The organism is Rhodopirellula sp. P2, assembly GCF_028768465.1.
In the GTDB taxonomy this organism is placed as follows: Bacteria; Planctomycetota; Planctomycetia; order Pirellulales; family Pirellulaceae; genus Rhodopirellula.
This window is the reverse complement of record NZ_CP118225.1, coordinates 5379516-5399679: the sequence shown is the minus strand read 5'-3', so window position 1 is coordinate 5399679 and position 20164 is coordinate 5379516. Positions and strand designations below refer to the sequence as shown.

General features: G+C 56.5%; 19 protein-coding genes and 1 tRNA gene. 7 read left to right on the top strand and 13 right to left on the bottom strand.

Going from position 1 to position 20164, the window contains the following annotated elements; genetic code table 11:
* Positions 1-76 precede the first annotated feature (76 nt).
* The 4 genes from PSR62_RS19060 (at position 77) to PSR62_RS19045 (ending at position 5046) form a co-directional block, all read left to right on the top strand.
* Positions 77-787: an RNA polymerase sigma factor gene (locus PSR62_RS19060; RefSeq protein ID WP_338020226.1), complete on the top strand. Its 711-nt coding sequence runs from the start codon at positions 77-79 to the stop codon at positions 785-787.
* Entirely contained in the window at positions 784-2349 is a 1566-nt protein-coding gene (locus PSR62_RS19055; protein WP_274404595.1) for an anti-sigma factor family protein, read from the top strand. The genes PSR62_RS19060 and PSR62_RS19055 overlap by 4 nt, the downstream gene beginning before the upstream one ends.
* A gap of 499 nt (positions 2350-2848) precedes the next feature.
* A complete protein-coding gene (locus tag PSR62_RS19050) occupies positions 2849-4819 on the top strand; it encodes a BBP7 family outer membrane beta-barrel protein (protein WP_274404594.1) in 1971 nt (656 codons plus the stop codon).
* A 155-nt stretch (positions 4820-4974) separates the two neighbouring features.
* Positions 4975-5046: transfer RNA gene (locus PSR62_RS19045), tRNA-Gln, on the top strand.
* Here the strand turns inward: PSR62_RS19045 and PSR62_RS19040 are convergent.
* The 13 genes from PSR62_RS19040 to PSR62_RS18980 all read right to left on the bottom strand — a co-directional run bounded on the left by PSR62_RS19040 (position 5022) and on the right by PSR62_RS18980 (position 15560).
* The gene (locus PSR62_RS19040; RefSeq protein WP_274404593.1) at positions 5022-6374 is read right to left on the bottom strand and encodes a tyrosine-type recombinase/integrase; all 1353 of its coding nucleotides are present in this window, start codon (positions 6372-6374) and stop codon (positions 5022-5024) included. The two genes, PSR62_RS19045 and PSR62_RS19040, sit on opposite strands and share 25 nt — an antisense overlap.
* Positions 6375-6452: 78 nt before the next feature.
* Positions 6453-6848: a hypothetical protein gene (locus PSR62_RS19035; RefSeq protein ID WP_274404592.1), complete on the bottom strand. Its 396-nt coding sequence runs from the start codon at positions 6846-6848 to the stop codon at positions 6453-6455.
* Entirely contained in the window at positions 6845-8536 is a 1692-nt protein-coding gene (locus PSR62_RS19030) for a YfjI family protein (protein ID WP_274404591.1), read from the bottom strand. The genes PSR62_RS19035 and PSR62_RS19030 overlap by 4 nt, the downstream gene beginning before the upstream one ends.
* Positions 8533-9522: a bifunctional DNA primase/polymerase gene (locus tag PSR62_RS19025; RefSeq protein WP_274404590.1), complete on the bottom strand. Its 990-nt coding sequence runs from the start codon at positions 9520-9522 to the stop codon at positions 8533-8535. Before PSR62_RS19025 ends, PSR62_RS19030 begins: the two co-directional genes overlap by 4 nt.
* Entirely contained in the window at positions 9515-9808 is a 294-nt protein-coding gene (locus tag PSR62_RS19020; RefSeq protein ID WP_274404589.1) for a hypothetical protein, read from the bottom strand. The genes PSR62_RS19025 and PSR62_RS19020 overlap by 8 nt, the downstream gene beginning before the upstream one ends.
* Positions 9801-10073 (bottom strand): hypothetical protein, encoded by a 273-nt coding sequence (locus PSR62_RS19015; protein WP_274404588.1) that lies wholly within the window; start codon positions 10071-10073, stop codon positions 9801-9803. The genes PSR62_RS19020 and PSR62_RS19015 overlap by 8 nt, the downstream gene beginning before the upstream one ends.
* Positions 10074-10087: 14 nt before the next feature.
* Positions 10088-10297 carry a hypothetical protein gene (locus PSR62_RS19010; RefSeq protein WP_274404587.1) on the bottom strand — a complete coding sequence of 70 codons (210 nt, stop codon included), beginning with the start codon at positions 10295-10297 and terminating at the stop codon, positions 10088-10090.
* A gap of 759 nt (positions 10298-11056) precedes the next feature.
* Positions 11057-11335, bottom strand: coding sequence for a hypothetical protein (locus tag PSR62_RS19005; RefSeq protein WP_274404586.1), 279 nt, complete (start codon positions 11333-11335; stop codon positions 11057-11059).
* 1245 nt (positions 11336-12580) lie between these two features.
* On the bottom strand, positions 12581-12886 hold the full coding sequence (locus PSR62_RS19000) for a hypothetical protein (RefSeq protein ID WP_274404585.1): 306 nt from the start codon (positions 12884-12886) through the stop codon (positions 12581-12583).
* Positions 12887-13033: 147 nt separating this feature from the next.
* Positions 13034-13450: a restriction endonuclease subunit S gene (locus PSR62_RS18995; RefSeq protein ID WP_274404584.1), complete on the bottom strand. Its 417-nt coding sequence runs from the start codon at positions 13448-13450 to the stop codon at positions 13034-13036.
* A gap of 221 nt (positions 13451-13671) precedes the next feature.
* Positions 13672-14274, bottom strand: coding sequence for a transposase (locus PSR62_RS18990; protein ID WP_274404583.1), 603 nt, complete (start codon positions 14272-14274; stop codon positions 13672-13674).
* Entirely contained in the window at positions 14271-14651 is a 381-nt protein-coding gene (locus tag PSR62_RS18985) for a hypothetical protein (RefSeq protein WP_274404582.1), read from the bottom strand. Before PSR62_RS18985 ends, PSR62_RS18990 begins: the two co-directional genes overlap by 4 nt.
* A gap of 510 nt (positions 14652-15161) precedes the next feature.
* On the bottom strand, positions 15162-15560 hold the full coding sequence (locus PSR62_RS18980) for a hypothetical protein (RefSeq protein WP_274404581.1): 399 nt from the start codon (positions 15558-15560) through the stop codon (positions 15162-15164).
* Positions 15561-16023: 463 nt separating this feature from the next.
* Between PSR62_RS18980 and PSR62_RS18975 the strand changes: the two genes are divergently transcribed.
* The 3 genes from PSR62_RS18975 (at position 16024) to PSR62_RS18965 (ending at position 20029) form a co-directional block, all read left to right on the top strand.
* The gene (locus PSR62_RS18975; RefSeq protein WP_274404580.1) at positions 16024-17451 is read left to right on the top strand and encodes a neutral/alkaline non-lysosomal ceramidase N-terminal domain-containing protein; all 1428 of its coding nucleotides are present in this window, start codon (positions 16024-16026) and stop codon (positions 17449-17451) included.
* Positions 17452-17596: 145 nt separating this feature from the next.
* Positions 17597-18490 (top strand): rhomboid family intramembrane serine protease, encoded by an 894-nt coding sequence (locus PSR62_RS18970; protein WP_274404579.1) that lies wholly within the window; start codon positions 17597-17599, stop codon positions 18488-18490.
* Between the two features lie 261 nt (positions 18491-18751).
* Positions 18752-20029, top strand: a complete 1278-nt coding sequence (locus tag PSR62_RS18965) for a hypothetical protein (RefSeq protein WP_274404578.1) — start codon at positions 18752-18754, stop codon at positions 20027-20029.
* Positions 20030-20164 lie beyond the last annotated feature (135 nt).

The window sequence follows — 20164 nt, the reverse complement described above, 5'->3', positions numbered from 1 at the left end:
CTGTTCCAGTTTTTTCTGTTCCGTTCTTCCCCCCTCTCCCCTCAGTGCCCTGACATCGCCGACCCAGTCCACCGTCCTGCGTTACACGCAATCTGATCCTGACGTGCGGTTGATGCTGCGCGTGAAAGAGGACGATGCGGGCGCCTTCGAGGAACTGGTTCGACGTTACCAAGCAAGGTTGGTTCGGTTGATGCAACACTTGGCACCTCGAGGCGACTTGGCGGAGGATTTGGCCCAGGAAACCTTCATGCGGGTCTATCGTGCTCGCCAGAGTTACACGCCGGGAGCCAAGTTTTCGACGTGGTTGTTCACCATCGCCGGCAATGTCGCTCGCAATTCCAAACGCACCGCGGCACGCCGGCATGAGACCAGCGAAGTCGATTCGCCACGCGGCGTCGATGATTCTGACGACGCGCCGTTTTTGGCCGTGGCGGCGGTCGACAGCAGCGGCTTGATGCCGACACGCCAGGTCGAGGGCGACGAACGAGCCACGATCGTTCGAGCGGCTGTCGCTTCGTTGAATGAACGCCAGCGAATGGCGTTGATCCTGTCTCGGTTTGAAAACATGAGCTACGTCGAAATTGCGGAAACGATGAGCTTGAGCACCAAGGCGGTGAAGTCCTTGCTCAGCCGTGCTCGCGTCAGTTTGAAAGAAGCTCTGACGCCCTACATTGAATCGGGGCAACTGGGCGGAACGCTTGACCCGGCGATGTCATTGCCGTCATTGAAAATGGACCCAACCGCGGATCAACGTGCCGGTGAATTTGCCGAGGAGGAACCTTCATGAATGACCCCAAGCGTCCTCTCGACAACCCACTCAAAGCGGATGCTGGCGCATCCGACGATTCATCCGCCAACGAAACCTCACAAACCGCTGGCGACAACACCGTCTCAATGGCAATCCCCCAATTGCGGAGCGATGGTTCGGTGCTGGGCAAGCGTGCTGTGCAGGACAATGATCCGGATCAGCTGACGCTTCGGGATGTCCCGCTGGATCGCGACGACGAGCAATTGGTTGCTTACCTGGACGGCGAGCTTTCCGGCAAGGAACGTGCGGAGCTCGAAGATCGTTTGGTCAGTGAGGAATCGCTGCGTTTGCGTCTGCAAGGTTTGCAACGTGGTTGGGACATGCTGGATGTTTTGCCCACTCCGGTTGTGGATGAACACTCGGTCCAAACCACTTTGGAAATGGTCGTTCGTGATCTCACGCGAGCCTCCATGGGGATCGAGGCGGTGGGCGCGGGCAATGGCGTTTCGGGGTCAGGCACCCTGCCCCGTCGTCGGATGAAGAAGTGGACGCGCCGTCTGTTGGCATTTGGTGCGCTGGCTTTGGTCGTTTCCTCTCTCATCAGCTGGCGCTGGCAAGCCGTCTCGTACCAGAACCAAATTGCGGATTTGCCGATCGCGATCGATCACCAGGCCTATTCCAGCACCGATGACTTGGAGCTCGTTCGAGATCTGGCGGAATCGCCGTTGTGGTTTGCGCTCGCCAGTCGATCCGCGACCCAGGACTTGGAATCCTTGGTGGATCAGCACGGCGGCACCGATGAATTGCTTGAAGCCGTTGCGGAGCTCGATGAGGAACAACGCGCGACGGCGTATCGACGTTGGGACACGTTCAACAACCTCTCCCCGCAAGCTCGCTCCATCACACGAGAGCGAGCCAAGCAAGTGGCCGAGGCGGAAGATTCGCAGCAGTTGCTGACCACACTCCGAGCTTATTCGCGTTGGAAGGAACAGCTCAGTCGCGACACGTTGGCCTCCATCGAAAACCAAACCGGCGAGCTCCGTGAACGAGCCATCGATGAAGGCGTGCATGAAACCATGAGCGTCATCGGACGTGTGACCGCGAAAGGATTGAGCGACGAGACGATCGAACGGATCGCGTTCACCATGCGGCAGATCGTTCAGCAGCGGTTGGACGACCACGACCCAGCAGCGGAAGGAATGATGAATTGGTTTCGCCGTTCGAGTGGGCGTGATTTCAAGGATTCCTTTGCAATTCAATTCATTGCCCATACGATCGTGGGTGGTTCCAGGTGGCGAAAGCAACCCGGGGACAAGAGGCGAGGTCCCGAGTCGCCACCGTTGTCGTTGAGCGAGCTGCATCAAATCGAAACGATGTTGCCGCAAGACGATTTGGAATTGTTGCGCACGGTATCGACCAACGCCTGGTTCCGTTCGATGGTCATCCGTGACTGGGCCGAGGAAGCCTTGCGGCGTCGTGGTCGGCCGGATTCGGAATCGAAAACACTGCAACAGGCTTACCAGGAAGCCTCTGCTGACGAGCGAGAGCTGCTCGATTTGTTGCCGCCCGAAGAGGTTCGCGACCAGCTTCTGCGCCCCTAAGCAGTTCGGCAGGAGTCTTTCAGCATTTTGAATGTTTTGGGTAGCGTCGTTGCTCCCACGTACAACCGGGGCTAACGCCCAAACGGCTCACATGGTTTTGCCCGATCATTCCTGCCGACCTGCTTAGCGCTCTCAATGTTCGTGTAGCGAAACGCGTGTCGAGTTTCGTTGATCGCAAACGTTTCGGGGCGCGAAACTCATCCCGTGTTTCGTGCGATGCTGGAAAACCGAAGGGCTCGACGACTTCCGTTCCAGCCGTCGCCCTGAGTTTGTAGACGCAGTAAACGACTCGTCATCCGCGAATGAAAGCTCGCGAGCGAGGCCCAATCCGAACTCACGCTCCCGCGTGAAACACCGGCAGGCAAAATTCTTTCCGGCTTGATCTTTTCGGCTCAAGTTTGTTACCCCGAAAGCCGACGCACCGGCGATTGCCGCTGACACGACGCAATCGTCTCGCAATTCACGGTTCCTCGCGGAACCTCGGAAGGCTGGAAAGCACATGAACGACACCAGGACACGATGCCGCTTTGGATTCAACCGCATGTTGCTGGGCGCATGCTTGGCAATCCAATTCGCGAGCCTGCCGACCTCCGGCTGGGCTCAGACAAGCACTGAAAAATCAAAGACCAACTTCTTTCCGTTTCCCATTCGGTTCGGGATGAAGTCGGAAGCTGAAATCAAGGGCGGTGTCAAAACGCCTCCGGTTTCGGTTGCTGCGACCAAGCGAAATGCGACAGCTTCCGGGACATCGACTCGGCGGATTCCCGTTGAACGCAACATTGGCAAACCCAATCACGCTGCGTTCAATGACTCCGATGAGGACGCCACCAGCCCAGCGGTGTCACAGGTCCAGCACGTTCAGTCCAGTGTCAGTCGATCGGCTCGCGTGAAGTTGCCCGCTGACGGGCGAGTGGTGATTCCAGGAACGGATGGGCTGCCGCAATTCGAAACACCGGGGGAAATCACCAGCGTTGAAATCCTCGATGCCGACGGCAATCCGATTCCCAGCGAATTGGAAGAAGGTGAGTATTACTACGGTTCCCAGCCTGCCCCTGTCAGGGTCGGGCAACCATTGCCGGGGACGCTTTCCATTCCCGCTCGAACCGCGCAAGCTCGGGTGAACGATTTTGTGCCACGCACAGTCGATGGCCAACTTCTCGACGGAAGCGTGGTCGAGGGCGAGTGGATCGGGGAAAACGAAGTCTACGCCGGCGAGATGGGGGAAACCTACGTTGGCGACGAGAGCGTGTTGATGGAGGGGGCTTTTCAGGGACATTCACAGGGACACTCACCAGCGTGCGATGAATGCGGTGGCAATTGCGTGGGCGCATGCGACGATCGGATCGACGCCCGCGTTCGAGTGTTGGCGTATGCCTTGTCGGATCCGCTCCGCGATCTTTGGATTCGGGCGGATTACATGCACCTTTGGGTCGACGGACAAAATGCGCCTTCTCTGGTCACGACTGGCCGAGCCGGAACCGCTCGCGATGTGGCGGGGACGATTGGCCAGTTGGGCACCGAAACGATTTACGGTGGCATGCTGGGTGACGAAGGACGTTCAGCCGGTCGGGTCGAGATGGGGCGTTATCTCGGCGACACGGGATTGGCGATCTCTGGATCAGTGCTCTTCTCGGATGAAATCTCCCAGCAGTTCTCTGCGGACGGTTCGCAGTACTCGATTTTGGCGCGACCGTATGTCGACGTGACGCCAGGCGGCACGGACAACGGAGAAACGGCAGACCTCATCCACTTCAACAATGAACTGAGAGGCAACATCTCAGTCGACTCGTCGACTGAATTTGGGGGAGCCGATGCGTTGGTTCGCGCTTTGTTGATCAACCAACGTGGGCGGGAAATGGAATCCTTTGTGGGTTACCGCTTTTTGCAGCTGGACGATCGCTTGGCGATCCATGATGAACGACGTTACTTGGTCGACGGAGGCGGGGTCGACGCTGGGACGCTGTTGGAACAAACCGACAACTTCTCGGTGGAGAATCGTTTTCACGGCGCGACCATGGGAATTCGGTCGACCACATCGGGTGATGTTTGGTCCCTCAACACACAAGTCCAACTGGGGATTGGGGTGATGCACAGCAGCGTTGCCGCCTCAGGATCCTCGCTTCGCAGCGAACCGCAGGCCGGCGGCGGTGTGATCACCAGCCGATCCAACACTGGGTTGCTGGTTCGATCCACCAATTCAGGGGTGCGTGAGTTCGACGAGCTGGCGGTCGCCCCTGAAATCCAGCTTTCCGTGACCCGTCACTTTTGGAACGACTGGGACGTCACGATTGGATACCAGTTTCTGTATCTCAGTCGGGTGATGCGAGCAGCGGAACAGATCGACCCGTTGTTGAATCGGAGTGATCTTTCGATTGGCGGTTTCGAGGGCAGTCGTCGTCCAGATCCAGAGGGAACCTACAACGATTTGCTGGCACACGGGATCACTTTTGGAGTCGTTCACCCCTTCTGAGGCGGGCAGGGAGAGGGGGAAACGCAGGGCAAATCCGGCAAAATCGGTGTGTTCGAGCACTCGAAAAAAATTCTGGAATGAACCCGCTGGAAACTGCCAGACTCCTCTTTAGCAACCAAGCAACGCGTGCTAAACTTCCCGCTCAGTCGCCCCACTACCCCGTGGTGTAATTGGCAACACAGCTGGTTTTGGTCCAGCCATTCTAGGTTCGAGTCCTAGCGGGGTAGCTTGACGATAAGTCACCAAGAGCCGACACGAGACATACCCAGGCATTTGCCGGGTTTTCCGTGGCGGCTTTTTTTGTGTCTTCTCGATGGTGCTGCTTGTCCCGCAATGTCTGGGGTGCTTTTTGGGGTACCTTTTCCGCAGGTACCCCAGCGGTCACGCCGGCGATTCTGGCACCGGATTCAACCGCGCGGTCGAAACTCGCCTGCATCGTCATGGCGTAGTGTTCGTGAGCGACCTTTGGCGAATTGCCCAACCAGCTTGTAACGTCCTTCGCTGGATAGTGAGCGAGCAATTCGGTTTCCCGTGTCGCTCTCAAATTCTGCATTGGTTTCTCCCACGGCACCAAACCGGCTCGGGTGATGATTTTGTTCAACGTCGTCAGGATGTTGGCGTCGTGCGAGTAACGAGTTTGAACGTAGATTGCGCCCTCGGGGGCCATCTCTCGTGCTCGCATCAAGTGAGCACGCAGCTCGGGGAAGATTGGGCATCGTCGCACCGGTGGATTCTTGTGCGACCGCACCAACATCACGTTGTTGGGTAGGTCGATGTCTTCCCACTTCTGAATCCGCGTCTCGTGCGACCGCATCCCACCGTAACGAGCGAATGCCAGCATGATTCGCCAATCTTCGCATGGGGCTTTGCGAATGCACGCTTCTATCCAATCCGCGGGCACCAGAACCAAACGTTCTGGATTCCCCGATGTCGCGGCCACTTCATCGGCAAACGGATTCTTCTCAATCAGTTCGTGACGCACGGCGGCGCGAAACATCTCTTTTGAGCGACCAATGCGTCGACGCACGGTGTTGTGAGCCAAGCCGGTTTGATACTTCTTTCGCTCATTGCCTTTGGATTGCAACCACTTCCGGAAGTCCTCCGCATCACCGGGGGTCAGTTCGTCGATTCGTCGGTCAGGACCGAAAACCTTGCAGAGTGCGCGAGCAGTGATTTCCAGTTGTTCAATGGTGCCAGGCTTTCCACTGTGATTGTCGATGAATCGCCTCGTCCACTCTTGAATTGTTGGCGTCTGTTTCGCCTCCGGCTCGACTTCCAGTTCGCGGGATTCAATCCGTGGGGACGCCAAACCAGCCTTGACCAGTTTCGCGTACAGTTTGGAGGACCGTTCCGCAGTGTCGGCCAGCCATTGCGATACCGCGGGCTCGGGGTCACCGCCCGTGATTTGTCTGGAAACGATGTGCTCGATTCGCCTGCAAAGGGTCTCGGTGTCACGTTTGTTGATTTTGCCAGGGTAGAGGCTGCATCGTTCTCCGTTGCAATCGGTGTAACGGATTTCGACAACTCCCTTGGCTCGAATACGGCTTGTTGCCATCGTGTTCATCTCCACGATTCATCGAAGGAAAAAAGGGCAACGGCGGGCCGGTGATGAAGCCGGCTTTCGGGAGCGACCCTAGCCGTTGCGTTTGTCAGTGTAACGGATGGAATGAGCCGACCGAATCAATCGGCTCGCAAGTTGGCGTCGTGACTCCGCGCTGGGGTCACACTGCGAGCAGTGCCATTTGGAACCGCCGGTTTGAACGTCGTTCAATCGGCCGCACGACTCACACGTCGGAATTTCGCTCGGGTCGACTTCGTCCAACGAGAGCAACTCCGCGGCGTCGTCATCGACTGGCAATCCTTCGGCGACTCTCAGCCAGCGTAGAACATCCGATTTGCTGTCACGCAGCACGATGACGTCGTCGTCAGTCAGGATGCCATCACGGGCCCGTAGCTTGATGTCATCACCGACGAGGGTGACGATAATTCCACGGGCCGAGAATCCTGCAAGCAAAGTATCTGGGGTCATACGATGACCTCCACGTCACAAACACCGTTGTCAGGGAAACGCACCAAACCGGAACCATCAAAACCCCCGAAAGTCTCGTCGGGCGTGGTTTCTGGTGTTTTGGTGGTTTCTCTTTGGTAAATTTGCAGAAAATTCGCAGCCTCGGGATGCACAAACCAGTCGGTCGTCGGACGACCTCCGGTGTTCACCCTCACCGACTGAACCCAACCGGCTTCGGCAAGCAGCGCCAGGGTCTCGTCCACAACTTCCGTTGATGCCAGTCCAGACCAACCACGTTTTGCGATGACCGAGGTGCGAATTGGTTTGTCCTTCGGCCAATCAATCAATCGCCGTAGCAATGGGCCAGCGTGTTGACGTTGAGGTGATGTCGCGACGGCATACAGTCGTTGAGCGTGGCTTTCCAGGTACTCAGCCCATCGAATCGCCGATTGAGTGGCGGTCGCGCTAACGGCACCCTCGTCACCAGATGCCAGGTGCAGCAACAACGCGATGGACGGAACCATCGACGCATACTTGCTCAGGTGGGACTCAAACGCTTCGGGCAGGTCACCAGCACGCAATCGCCTTTGGTGATTCAGGTCCCAGGTATCAAACAGCTCTTGGGCGTCCGCATCAAAACGCATGAACGGAATCCCATCCTCGTCATAACGGTCTAACTCCCCGATAGCCTGCGCGTCGATGTCTGCCAGTCGCTCAAAAGTTTCTCTCAATCGGTCTTTTGCTTGATTGTCGGGCCAGCGGTCCACCGACTTGTAGTCCTTCGGTGAATCCGGCCATACACAAATTTGCAAACGTTGCACCAACCCATCATCACCACGTCCACCGCGGATTGCGGCGCTGACATAGCTTGTCAGACCTCCGGGAGTGAAACATCCGAACAACGAGACGCAACCACGAGCGGTCAATTCGCCGCGGCCAATGGTGTCGTCGTTGACGACTTCGGTTCCGTTCCAAAGACTCAGGTAGATTTGCCGAACACCACCTTGGTCATCACGGTCTAGCTTCCTCATCCAACCAAGTAGTTCATCGACAAACAACATCATTCCGCCAGGATGCCGACCGAGCATTTCAATCAGCTTTTGAATGCTGCATTCCTTGGCGATGATTCGCCGCGGTTCTGGTGGCTGAACTTCTTGCAAGTCTTGCAGTGCAGACGCGTGATTTCGGGCAGCTTCTTCGTCCCCCTTTTTCAACGCAGCTTTGATTTGCTGTTCGAGCAACTTGCGTTGTTCGGGCAGCAACACCGCATCCAGTTCAGCGTCCTCGATGTCACTTTGCAACGCTTCTCTTGCTCTCGCCTCAATGTGACGAAGTTGCCGTTCGGCACCCTTCGTTGCCGGTGTCTTTTTGAGGGACGGACGACCGACCACGCAGCCCCAAAGGTTCGGCACGACCAGCCAGTCGTCGTAGCGCCGTGGGCGGATGCCCAGTCTGCATCCAACAACCGCGGCCATCGCTACCAACATCGACGCAGCGGGGTAATCGGGAGGACACTGCATTCGCTCCGCGATGTCGTCCACCGCGGCACCTACCGACCGAGGCAACAACTCAGACCGATATGGCATCACGGTAGGCAGTTCGTCAGGCAACTCATCCGGGTCTGACCATTCAAGTTCACGAGCACGACGCTCGACTTCATCCGCATCAATGTGAACGGGCAATGTCTCGATTTCGGGAGTGTCTCTCATCGTGACGCCCTCCCATAACCCAGGTCCAACACGGCTTTTGCCGCGGCGCTTCGGTCACCGCCATGATTCAACGCTGCATAGGCTGCGAACTTGCCCCAGGTGCGATGTCCGGTCCCTTCGGCAGCCAGCGGACCAGCAGTCGATGAATAAACCACCAACACCTCGGTCCCGTCACCAGCAATTGCAATCTTTGCCGATGTACCAAACTGCTTGCCTGGGCGAGTCCACGTGATGCCGCGGCTCGTCGTCCAACCCGCGGGTTCCAAAATGTCGGACCAGTCCGCGCGGGTATCGAAGTCACCCCACGGTGTCGTATTGTCTGACTGTACTTTCGGTCTCAGTTGAGAACGACGTTGACGCACGTATTCGGCCATCGGGTCAACTCGCTCGTCCATCGCCGCGGCGGCACGCCACAGAAGTTTGCGTTCCTCCGGGGTGATGATGGGAACCAATGGAAGCGGCACACCACGAAGTTGAACGTAGTGTCGCCCACTGGAATGAACCCCATCCTGCGATTGTGCGGCCACGATGTAGCCACCTTCGCCTCGTGATTCAACGAGCACACCACCCTCCGCGGTCATTGCAATCTTGGTGTTCCCACCAATGACTGAGCAACGATAAAGAATGTGGTATCCCAACCCGCCAGTGCGGACCACTGGCAAGCAATCAATCAGTTCGGTGGGGATTCGTTCGCACCAAGATAGAAACGTGATGTCAGCACGTTCGTCGAAGTCGAGGACTTCCAAACCACCGGACTGGATGCCACAGACAACTCCGATGCCAGCCGGACGACTGAACCACGATTGCAATTCATCATCGGATGGAAATCGTTGTCGATAGTCATTCCAAGCAACCAGCGGCGATTTGCTGCCGTCACAACGCAGTGGGATGACCGACATACCGCCTGCGAGATACTCGCGAGCGGTGCTATATTGAGTGGGACGGGTTGCACTGTCACCAACATTCAGGGAGGGACGTTCATTCATTGGACGTTCCTCCTTCTGTGTTGGTGTCGTGCTTCACCAGAAGCCAAACCCGTTTGATACCGCAGTGATGTTTCGACTGAGTGCTCAGCCGGAACCCAGCGGCGACGATTTCTCCGTCACGAGCCATCGCGGACACGGCAGGACCGAAGGCGCGGCGGTCGAATCCATCCGGAGTATCGACGGCGCGAGAAGCATCCTCAGCAGCCACTTTTCGACCAGTGCTAAGCATTCGACGAAAGACTGCCAGGAATTGGCGAATCGCGTTTTCGGTGGTGCTATCACTCATGGTTTGCACCTCCGGCATTGGTTTCGGATGCAATGTCTTCCATCAACACTTGCGTGCGAAAGTAGACTCGTCCGCCCCGAACGAACTTTGCGTTCGCAGGCAAGGTTTGGTCTTTCAACCAGCGGTCAATCGTGCGTTCGTTCACGTGGTAGAACTTCGCAGTTTGCCGTTTGGTAAGCAGTGGTGGGAGGGTTCCCCAAGGGAATGACGTCCCGCCGTCATCGTTCGGTGAAGGCGCACCGGTAGCGCAGTTGTTCGTGTTCATTTTTTGCCCTCAGCTCAAACGCTTGCAGATTGAATGGAGCGACTTCGTTCACGCATGAACGCAATCAGACCTTTGACGGCTTCATCGCCGTAGACATTCCAACCATCAGGACGGCGTGATTCTGGTTTCACGTAGCCACGTGAAACTGCGTAGTTGAGTTGGTGTGGGCGGATTTTGCGGCCAAGCTTTTTTTGGGCAGCGGCCAACAGTTCAGAACGTGTCATTCAGACAACTCCGTAGAAAGTGAAAAACGGAGTCCGGCACAAATCGCTTTTTTTGCAATTTTGCGGCGCTCGAAGGTTGCAAGCTTCGAAAAGGCGCGCATGATTGCTGCTGCTTAGTTCGGCGAAACATGTCGGACACGGAAAGGCCAGCAAAGTCCTACCTTTGCTGGTCTTTTCGCATTTCTAGCGACATCAACGAAGAAGTGAAGCCTCCGAAAACACATTTTTTCGCTCCGCAAGACAAGGCTTTAAAAAACGAGTCAGGTTCTGTCGAAAATGTGGCAAGAATTGGAAGGGTTATCCACAGGGTTTTTCGGTCAAAAGTGTCGTTTTTTACGGTCTTTGTCGTACTTCCTGGGCGCTGGATTATCAAAGAATACTAACCCCAAAAACGCCCCTGAAAACTTTTTTTGGAATGTGCTTTGATTAGCGATTTAGGGTTTGCCTATCTTAACATTCTTGCGAGGGGCGATCACGTTTGGATGCCATGAGAATGGCAGCGATGGTTCTATAAGCGGGCAATACATACGATTCCGGCATAGCTATTGTGTCGACGAACGCCTATCGCGTGGTTCACCTTTGGTTGCTTGCTATGCGGCGTCCTCGTCAGGCACGCATTGGTTTCCCATCCTGCGACTCTGAGATGCGATTTAGCGAAGCGAAGCGGGTTTGCAGATTCCGTAATCAGAGACACCTTGCCGTGAGCTTACCCCCGTATTTCAAAAAGGCAGGAAGGACCCAAACTCCGGATAGTCGCCTTCATTCGTCGGGAAGAAACTTCGCCAGATGATTGGTCAATTCTGCGACAAGTTTTGCGGCGTCTCGTGCTGACAAGAAGATTGTCGTCTGGTCTCCGCTCTGTCCCATTTTGGTAATTTGTTGTGCTGAGTGGATGCCTATCTTCTTTCCAGGCAATGACCCGATTTTGATAGTGCTGCGTTTGGCAGCCGTGGAGTCTTTCTGATTGCTCGTCTCAGCGTTTCTGGTGATTTCAGTCAGGAAAGACGAATTTAAAACTACGTTCTTGTTGCGTTGCATCGCTAGCAATCTCTTCTTTTCGTTTCATCGGACAGTGGGAAAGGCTCGATGATAATGCCACGACACGGCTCGCTGTTTCGTGGCCTCGTCCGCGGTCGCAACAATCATTTTGCTGCACGCATGGCAATCTTCGGGGGACGATCGGTCGCCAACCATCGAGCGTCAGAAAATTGAGCCCCCTGTCGTCCGTTTGCAGTCTGCCAAAACCTCCAATTTTGCCAAACAGAACGTGCGCCTATGGAAGCGGCGAACCGATAACCATCGCCGTGGTTTTTGACCACCCCCCGGTGACAACTTTCGATTGTCCAATTTTGGGGAAAGAAATTGACGTGGTCGCACGGTCTCGGCCACGGCGGCCCCGCAAATTCGGACACCCCCGTCACCCCATGCGACGACGAAACGCCGGACTGATTTCGCCGATTGAAAGAGGAGGGGGAGGGGCCAGGATATTTTCGCCCATGCCAGCGATAACACCGCGATGGGATACCCGCACCAGCACCCCACCGGCCTCAAAAGGACCCGTCACCGCGCACCGCCCCCCTGACCCCCGCAAACATCGACCGGACGGACTGTGTTCAGCGGTCCCTGGGCTGATCTCTACCGCATTCTATCTTGAACGCTCAGAGGGACCCACAGACGGCAGGGGTGGTGGTGGCGGTCGCAGATTGAATTTCAGGCGTGCGAGAACTTCGGGCTACATAGGACGGTTCCCTCACCTTCGTCTCAGCGAAGGACCCGTTGACCGAGGTGTCCGTCCAATCTGTTGTCCACCGTCACGGTTCACTTTGGCATGCGGTCGCGTGAACCGCAAAGTAGTACCTACCCCTTGTCGGGTCCTTCGCAGCGGTCGCACGACTTATCTGCGATTGTCAGGCACAGACTGTTGAGAGAGAGTTCGTTCGTCGTCGGTCGCTTCATTCGCCACGGTTTGTAACCGAGCAATGAGTTTGTTCAGCAGAGCATCATCCAAGTGGTCGCAAACGCATTCAACAAACCTCTCGGGCAATGCGGGGGTACTTTTTGGGGTACCTGCCAAGTCATCTGCGTGTTCACCCGTGATTTCCGCAGTGGGGAGAGTCCTAGCGGGGTAGCTAACGACACAATCCCCAGTGATCCAGAGCAACCAACAGCCTGTTTCACTGGGTTTTTTTGTGCTCGTCCAGAAGCGTAGGGCAATCAGATCGGCCCTGAGCGGCAGAGATGACACCGCCACCCTCTGCTGTGTCTGGCCCGGTCGCTCGCGCATCACGCTCCGGTCGCTCGGAGTTTCAGCTTCTCGTACAGCCCCAACTGGTTCAGCATCAAGCCTTTCAGGCTTTCGCGGATCTCGGCTGAGTTCAGTGCTTTGCTGCTCAGGTCAGCTTGGACATCCATCGCATCGATGATTGCATTCATGATCTCGTCGTTCAGGTCGGGTGAGCTAGCGAATTGCTCTTTGGAGTTGTTGCAGGCCTGCTGCTGAAGGACTGTCGACTCTAGCACCTTCTCGTTGAGTGTCGTCGCATGAGATAGCTGATCGCCGTCGGTCGTCTCCGTTCCGTAGATCTCCATTCAGTTTGGAAATGATCTCAGTCAGGTAAGCCTTCTCTTTCTCACGAACCGCACCACTGCCAATTTCGGTCATGGGTTTCAGCTTGGGTGCGTCTTTGTAAGACAAACCCAGGTTCCGCTTACCGCGATTGCTCAGCTTGTGATGAGTCAGAGAGACTTCCGACAAATCAGCAACTCAATCAAACGACGCTGCTCCGACACCAAACCGTCGATCTTCGACGTTTCCACATCGAGGAACGACGAGATCGCCTTTTGCTCGTCGAGAGGAGGATTGGGAAGCCTGATGCCTGCTAATTGTTCTGCCGTCAATTTCGGATGTGCGGCACCAGTCACGATTGGCGTGTAGTCGTATATTTGAAGCAGACACTCAAAAAACTTTAAGTCGCCTTCAATTGGTCGCAGAATGTGGGCGTGGTTGTTGACCCAATACTTGCCGGTTGCAATGAACGCGAGTGGAGTGCTTCGCGAGAGCAGGTTAGCACCATCTTCAGCGACGAGGATCAAAGACGTATCGCACGGCAGAAAGCTGCCAATGGCTTGGAATAATGCCGAGCCAAGATTCACCGTTCTCTTTGTAGTCGTCGTGAGCCGAAAAACTCATTGCGAAAGCTCTCCGATCATGGCGACGATCCGATCCGTCACCCCTTTCAATTCCGTGTCGATCTCATCCAACTCGGGGGGCGGTTGTCCTGTGAGCGGCAAGGCGCTAGCCGCCGGTGTCAGCGCAATACCGACGGCTAGCGCCTTGTCGCTCACTGATGCTGATTGTCTTCGTGGAAACTGCATTATTTGCCTCGATCCATGCGATCTTGCGTCTCGGTGATGTACAGGACAACCTGTTCCAGATCATCGTCGGTATCGATGAACTCGATATCTCCGCCTTTCGTCCACACTTTTTCGTGTGTGACGGGAGTCTTCATGCGACGCAAAGCCGTCGTTCCGTTCGCTTTGAATTGATCTCGCACTCGTTTCGGCGGGGCGCAGGCAGTGACTGCTACATGCGCGTGATTCGATCGAACAGACACTGCATGCAATGCCCAGCCACGGATCGATGCGTGTTTGCGAATCATGGTCTTGACTTCCGTCCGCTGCGACTCGTTCAGAGTCAACGGTTTTTCCTTCATTCGGTCGCGACACCAATCCTCCAGCAATGGTTGGGGCTGTTGCTCACCGGCTTTCCACTTTCGCCAGCCGCGATTGTCGCCCGGAAGCCATGTCCCGTATGTTGTCCATGTGATGAACAGCGTGATGGGATCAGCGAGGTCGGAATTACCGGCGGCTAGCGCCTTGCCGCTCAGGTTGTTTGAATTACCGGCGGCTAGCGCCTCGCCGCTCAGGTTGCTGTGTTCACCGGCGGCTGGCGTCTTGCCGCTCACTTGTTCGGTCATGACAACTCTCCAATCATTTTCACGATGCGGTCGGTAACGCCTTTCAACTCCGTGTCGATCTCATCCAACTCGCGGGGCGGTTCGAACACGTAGAAATGACGGTTGAACGGGATCTCGTAGCCGATCTTCGTCTTGTCGTGGTCGATCCATGCGTCGGAAACGTGCTGCACGACTTCTCGCTGGAAATACTCTTCACAATCTTCGCCCAGTGGAACCTCTTCGCTGTCTTGCAGTTTGGAGTCGGGCTTGGGCTGGCCCTTCCGTTTGCCTCGCGTTTCGAGAACGGGCTGGCCGTCTTCATCAAGCTGCGGTCGCTCGACGGTGATCGTCTGGCACCGCTGCGGGAGAAGGTGACGCGAATGCTGGCTTTCTGCCAATCAAGCAACGATTCGGAAAATGCACGTACGCAGAGCAACCAAGTACTGTGTTGCAGCACCAAGGGGGGGACCGGGTCAAGAAATCCCGGATGTGGTGGGCCAAACTGGAAACGGTTTCATTGGCCCTGCTTCGTTTCGCTGCCCTGTCTCTCGTGCCCCGCGTCGCCTGCCCACTTCCCCACGTGCCGGGTGCCCGCGTTGTTGTGTGCTCGTGTCGTGGCTGCCTCGTCTCCGCTGCGAGAGCGTGGCTGTCGTGCTGGGATGGCCGGCTGGCTCTGGTCGAGTGGGTAGCCATCGCTGGTGATGCGGCTCAACACGAAATCGCACCACCAGCGTGTTCATCGAATAGGCCAATCAACTACGGCATTCAGTCGGCTGACTGGATCGCTTGCCAGGATCGGCGTCACGTCACGAGGATTCACGCCACGGACCCGAATACGGGTGAAGCATGACGGCTGTGCCATCACCTAGAGACATGGTGTCGAGGTGGTATGCGATGGGACGTGAGTTTCAGTTTGCCGCTAAACGCGGATAGGCAACCTTGCCACTGTTTGCAATTGTGAAGAAGCCGCTCTTTTGCAAGGCCTTGATCACCGCGTCCACGTCCGACTGGGAGATTCCACCTGTATGCTGAAACATCGCCTGAATGGATCTCACAACCGACTCGCGTTTCTTCGGCAAAAGCTTTTTCAGGCGGGGTTTGACGTGCTCGAGTCTTTTCGCATGCGTCATCGAGTGTGCTTCAGGGAGTTTCGCAGGCGATGCGACCGCAGCAGGCGGCCTTAACTTGGTGATTTGAAGGAGTGCGTTGTATTCTTGTGCGGTCATTTCGACCATGACTTTGCCAGTCGATGTGGTGCCTACTTTGTTCATGGCCTGCTTTGCTTCGCGGTCGAGTTCGACGGGCAATTGCGCGTACCTAGCAACAGAGCAAGGTTGCAATTGCCCAATGAGTCAATGGTGTCTTTCTTGTTGTGGGGTAGCACGACCGTCCGTCTCTCATGATGCCGGCCCGCATGAACCATTGTGTTCAGCCAAGCTTCTATGAAGGTGCGCGCATCAAAAACTTAGTATGCAGATGCAGGGGGCGGGCGTGCTTTCGGAGACCCGTGGTCTGCTTATCGGTGACGGTTGTGGGAGTCTGACGTTTTTGACGGTTACTCGGCTCAGGGGGGCTCGCGGATGGGCTCGCCGCAAGACTGCTGGGGGACCAAACGTACAAAGCCATCGTGGAAATCTTGCGAGGTCACCCATTTGCAATCCGCGATTTGTACGTCCCTCCTGCAAGCTGCCAAGGAATCGGGCAATTGTTCTACAATGCGTGCGAGGTAAGAACGTCGCAGAGATCAACGCACCCGTTTGGAAAGCTGGAATGAACGCAAAATCCCTGTTGGTCGCAACAACTCTCGTGCTCTTCACGGCCGTGGGATGGGGCGCCGAATCGGAGTCGGATTTGGCTCCGGATTCAACCTGGAAGGCGGGAGCGGCAAAAATCGCGATCACACCCGACGAACCGATGTGGATGGCGGGCTATGCGTCTCGAACTCATCCGGCGGATGGGAAACTGACCGAGTTGTGGGCGAAAGCACTGGTGCTGGAGGACCAGGAGGGAAACCGAGGTGTGGTCCTGACACTGGATCTTGTCGGCATTGATCGTGCGCTCTCGCAATCGATTTGTGATGCTTTGAAACAGCAGCACGGTCTGCAGCGCAAACAGATTGTGATCTGCACGTCGCACACGCACTCTGGACCTGTTGTCGGTCTCAATCTGGCTCCACTTCATCACGGGTTGCTAACCGATCCTCAGCGAAAAGCGATCGATGATTGGGTCGCTGCTTTCCAGGATCAGGTGATTGCGTTGGTCGGAGAAGCGATTGGCAAGCTTGCCCCCAGCGACGTCACGTGGGGAAGCGGCACGGCAACGTTTGCCGTCAATCGTCGTGAGAATCCCGAGGCAGCGGTGCCCCAGCGACGAACCGAAGGGCAACTGCAAGGCCCCAGCGATCATGACGTTCCGGTGCTCGCCGTTCGAGAGGCAAACGGAAACTTGACCGCCGTCCTCTTTGGATACGCGTGCCACGCAACCACCTTGAGTGGCTATCAGTGGTCCGGCGATTACCCGGGGTACGCCCAAATGAACTTGGAAGAACAGCATCCTGGTTGCGTGGCATTGTTCTTTGCCGGTTGCGGCGCCGACCAGAACCCGTTGCCCCGACGCACGGTGGAATTGGCACAGCACTATGGGCGGCGTCTCGCCGATGCCGTGGAGACGGTCTTGTTGACGTCGGAAATGCACCCGGTCCAGGGCTCGTTGCGTACCTCGTACGCCGAGATTGACTTGCCGTTCGATGAGCTGCCGACGAGGGAGGAGATCGAATTGAATTCCAGGTCCGAGAATCGTTACGAGGTTGCGAGGGCAAAAATGCTGTTGGAGCAAATCGATGGCGGTGCCCCGCTGCTTCCAACCTACCCGTATCCCGTGAGCGCATGGGCAGTTGGCGATGGGCCGCTGCTGACAACGCTGGGCGGGGAAGTGGTCGTGGACTACGCGCTGCGGCTGAAGAGCGAATTGACAGGAGTGCAAACATGGGTCGCCGGTTACGCCAACGACGTGATGGCGTATGTCCCCTCACGTCGAGTCCTTGGCGAAGGTGGTTATGAAGGCGGCGGGGCGATGGTTTACTACGGGTTGCCGACTTCGTGGGGGCCGAGCATCGAGAAGGACATCGTTCAAGAGGTTCATCGGCAGGTCGAGAGCCTTTCCATTCATGACGCAGACGTTCCCACGCGATCCCGTTGATGCCACCTGTGTCTGGGAAGGGGACTTGGTTCAAACTGTCTGCCGTTGTGTTAGGATCGTCGCCGATTTTGTCACCAGCCTGTTCGCGCTTGAGAAGCGAACGTCCCGCAAAAGATGAGGTGGGGGCAACCTTGCTCGCAATGCTATGAACGAAAGACGCCCGGAACCCGAGATCGTCTTTCGCTCGCCCTCGCATGGCGATTGCCTGGAGGCCCGTTTGGTTCTGGAATCAGTGGGGATCTCAAGCGAGATGCTTCAACGATCCGGGGACTGGTGCTTGGTCGTGTCTGACGATCAAGTCAACGCTGCCTTTGCGGAATTGCAATCGTATCGGAACGATCGTCTTGCCGAAGCCACGCAGTCGCTGCCACAGAAGCCACTTGTTTTCGGTGGCGCGATTGCGGGTGTGGTGTACTACGCCATTTTTCTCCTCTCGGTCGCCGTTCTGGCAGAGACCTCTGCCTACGGAATCGACTGGCGAGCGGTTGGTCAGATGAACGCCGGTGAGGTGATGAATCGTCAGTGGTGGCGAACGATCACGGCGCTGACCCTGCACGCCGATGCCGGCCACCTGCTTTCGAATTTGGTTTTTGGCAGTGTGTTCGGCGGGCTGGCGGGGCGTCTTTTGGGTGGGGGAGTTGCCTGGTTGGCAATTGTCCTGGCCGGTGCACTCGGGAACTGGATGAACGCCGTGATTCGGGACGGGGGACACACATCGATCGGTGCATCGACCGCCGTGTTCGCTGCGCTGGGGATTCTGGTCGCACACGCATTGCATCCTCGGCACAAGACATCGACGAAGGCATTGGTTCGTTGGAGCCCATTGATTGGCGGTGTCTTGTTGTTGTCATTCATGGGGCTCGAGGGCGAACGAACCGATGTTCTGGCGCACGTCACCGGGTTCATTGCTGGGATGGTGTTCGGCTGGGTTGGGTGCCGATTGCCGGAAGCGTGGCTTGCCAGCAGCTTCTTTCAAATGATCGCTGGGGTGTTCACGGGCGCCATCGTGATCGGGGCTTGGGTGCAAGGCACCCAGTGAGCACCCTTTCTGGGGGCATTTTCGAGGCCCCGAGAACAAGTGCGACGTTGCCGCACATTCTTCGTTCACGTTGAAGTGCTTGCGACTATTCTATACAATCGTGTGCACATAGCGGTTGTCCAAGAGGTTGTTTGCCATGATTGCTTGCGAACAGAGGATGTACCGGGCTGCGCATGAATCCCTGAATGCGGAGATTCCGAAAGAGACACGACCCGCATTCAAACACGTGATTTTGCCGAGTGAATGATGAATCATCCATTGATGAAATGCACTTTGAGAATGGCTCTGACGGCTGGCTGGTTGCTGTCGTTTGCCGGCCTCTCTGCGGTGCCCGCGCAAGGTCTGATGGACATTGAGGAGCCGCCGTTTTCTTACTCCGAAACGGTGGAGGACAATCGAGTCAGTCGGTTGATTGCGAAGATCCAGGCCAAAGAATTACGTCTGGACTACAGCAAGCCACGCGGCCACTTGGAATCGCTCCTGCAGGCCTTGGAGATCCCTGTTTCATCGCAAACGCTGGTGTTCTCCAGGACCAGCATGCAGGTTCAGCACATCTCACGCTCCAACCCGAGAGCTCTCTATTTCAACGATGACACTTACGTTGGTTGGGTACGCGGCAGTTCGTTGGTTGAAATTTCAACCGCCGATTCGAAGCTGGGGGCGGCGTTCTACACCGTCGATATGAAACCGTGGCGAGCGAAGATTGAGCGGGCGAACTATGACTGTTTGGGGTGCCATGCCACGTCCATGACGGGCGGGTTGCCAGGGCATATGATCCGCAGCGTTGCGCCTTTTCATGACGGTAGTATCAACGCCCAGTTCCCGTCGCACGTGACCAGTGATTCCAGCCCCTTTGCCGAACGTTGGGGCGGTTGGTATGTGACCGGCGGGCACGGTTCCATGCAACACATGGGCAACGCCTTCTTGCGCGGTGAAACGTTGGACCTGCGTCGCAGCGGCAATGTCACTGACTTGGGAGATCGCTTTGACACATTCGGGTACATGTTGCCGACCAGTGACATCGCCGCGTTGATGGTGCTGGGGCATCAAACCAGTGTGCACAACATTTTTGTCAAAGCGGATTTCACCATCCGAAAGTTGGAATACGATCGGGACCAGCGTCAGGCGGAGGGTGAGCGCATCAGCGAGGCAGAGGAGGCGGAGCAGCCGCTGCAGATCGCCGAGGCTGCAAGGAAAGTGCTGAATGCGATCTTGTTCTGTGACGAGCAGCCATTGGAGTCACCGATCGAGAGTGCGGGAGATTTTATGCGTGAATTCGAGGCACTCGGACCAATCGATTCGAAGGGGCGCTCGCTCCGGCAGTTCGATCTGCAAACCAGGTTGTTCAAGTTCCCGTGCAGCTTCCTTGTCTACACGGAAGCCTTTGACGCCTTGCAACCAGCGCTTCGAACGGAAATCTTGACTCAGTTGCGAACCATCCTGACTGGTGAGCCGGCGGCCGATGAATATTCACATCTGAATGCGACGCTACGAGCCGAGTTGCACGAGATTTTGGTTGAAACCCTGGCCGGCTATTGAGCCGCTCAGGACTCAAAACACGACCCAGGCAGGGCGTGCTGTGAGCCCCGAAGGGCTGTCAGGAACGATGGTGCAACCGACTTGTGTCGCCCCTTCAGGGCTTGGTGGGTTGGCTTGCCATGTCATCCACGGGTT

Excerpts from the sequence above, each read along its gene's own strand:
- PSR62_RS19055 (WP_274404595.1), top strand. The coding sequence starts at position 784 with ATGAATGACCCCAAGCGTCCTCTCGACAACCCACTCAAAGCGGATGCT.
- PSR62_RS19050 (WP_274404594.1), top strand. The coding sequence starts at position 2,849 with ATGAACGACACCAGGACACGATGCCGCTTTGGATTCAACCGCATGTTG.
- PSR62_RS19040 (WP_274404593.1), bottom strand. The coding sequence starts at position 6,374 with ATGGCAACAAGCCGTATTCGAGCCAAGGGAGTTGTCGAAATCCGTTAC.
- PSR62_RS19035 (WP_274404592.1), bottom strand. The coding sequence starts at position 6,848 with ATGACCCCAGATACTTTGCTTGCAGGATTCTCGGCCCGTGGAATTATC.
- PSR62_RS19030 (WP_274404591.1), bottom strand. The coding sequence starts at position 8,536 with ATGAGAGACACTCCCGAAATCGAGACATTGCCCGTTCACATTGATGCG.
- PSR62_RS19025 (WP_274404590.1), bottom strand. The coding sequence starts at position 9,522 with ATGAATGAACGTCCCTCCCTGAATGTTGGTGACAGTGCAACCCGTCCC.
- PSR62_RS19020 (WP_274404589.1), bottom strand. The coding sequence starts at position 9,808 with ATGAGTGATAGCACCACCGAAAACGCGATTCGCCAATTCCTGGCAGTC.
- PSR62_RS19015 (WP_274404588.1), bottom strand. The coding sequence starts at position 10,073 with ATGAACACGAACAACTGCGCTACCGGTGCGCCTTCACCGAACGATGAC.
- PSR62_RS19010 (WP_274404587.1), bottom strand. The coding sequence starts at position 10,297 with ATGACACGTTCTGAACTGTTGGCCGCTGCCCAAAAAAAGCTTGGCCGC.
- PSR62_RS19005 (WP_274404586.1), bottom strand. The coding sequence starts at position 11,335 with ATGCAACGCAACAAGAACGTAGTTTTAAATTCGTCTTTCCTGACTGAA.
- PSR62_RS19000 (WP_274404585.1), bottom strand. The coding sequence starts at position 12,886 with ATGGAGATCTACGGAACGGAGACGACCGACGGCGATCAGCTATCTCAT.
- PSR62_RS18990 (WP_274404583.1), bottom strand. The coding sequence starts at position 14,274 with ATGACCGAACAAGTGAGCGGCAAGACGCCAGCCGCCGGTGAACACAGC.
- PSR62_RS18975 (WP_274404580.1), top strand. The coding sequence starts at position 16,024 with ATGAACGCAAAATCCCTGTTGGTCGCAACAACTCTCGTGCTCTTCACG.
- PSR62_RS18970 (WP_274404579.1), top strand. The coding sequence starts at position 17,597 with ATGAACGAAAGACGCCCGGAACCCGAGATCGTCTTTCGCTCGCCCTCG.
- PSR62_RS18965 (WP_274404578.1), top strand. The coding sequence starts at position 18,752 with ATGAAATGCACTTTGAGAATGGCTCTGACGGCTGGCTGGTTGCTGTCG.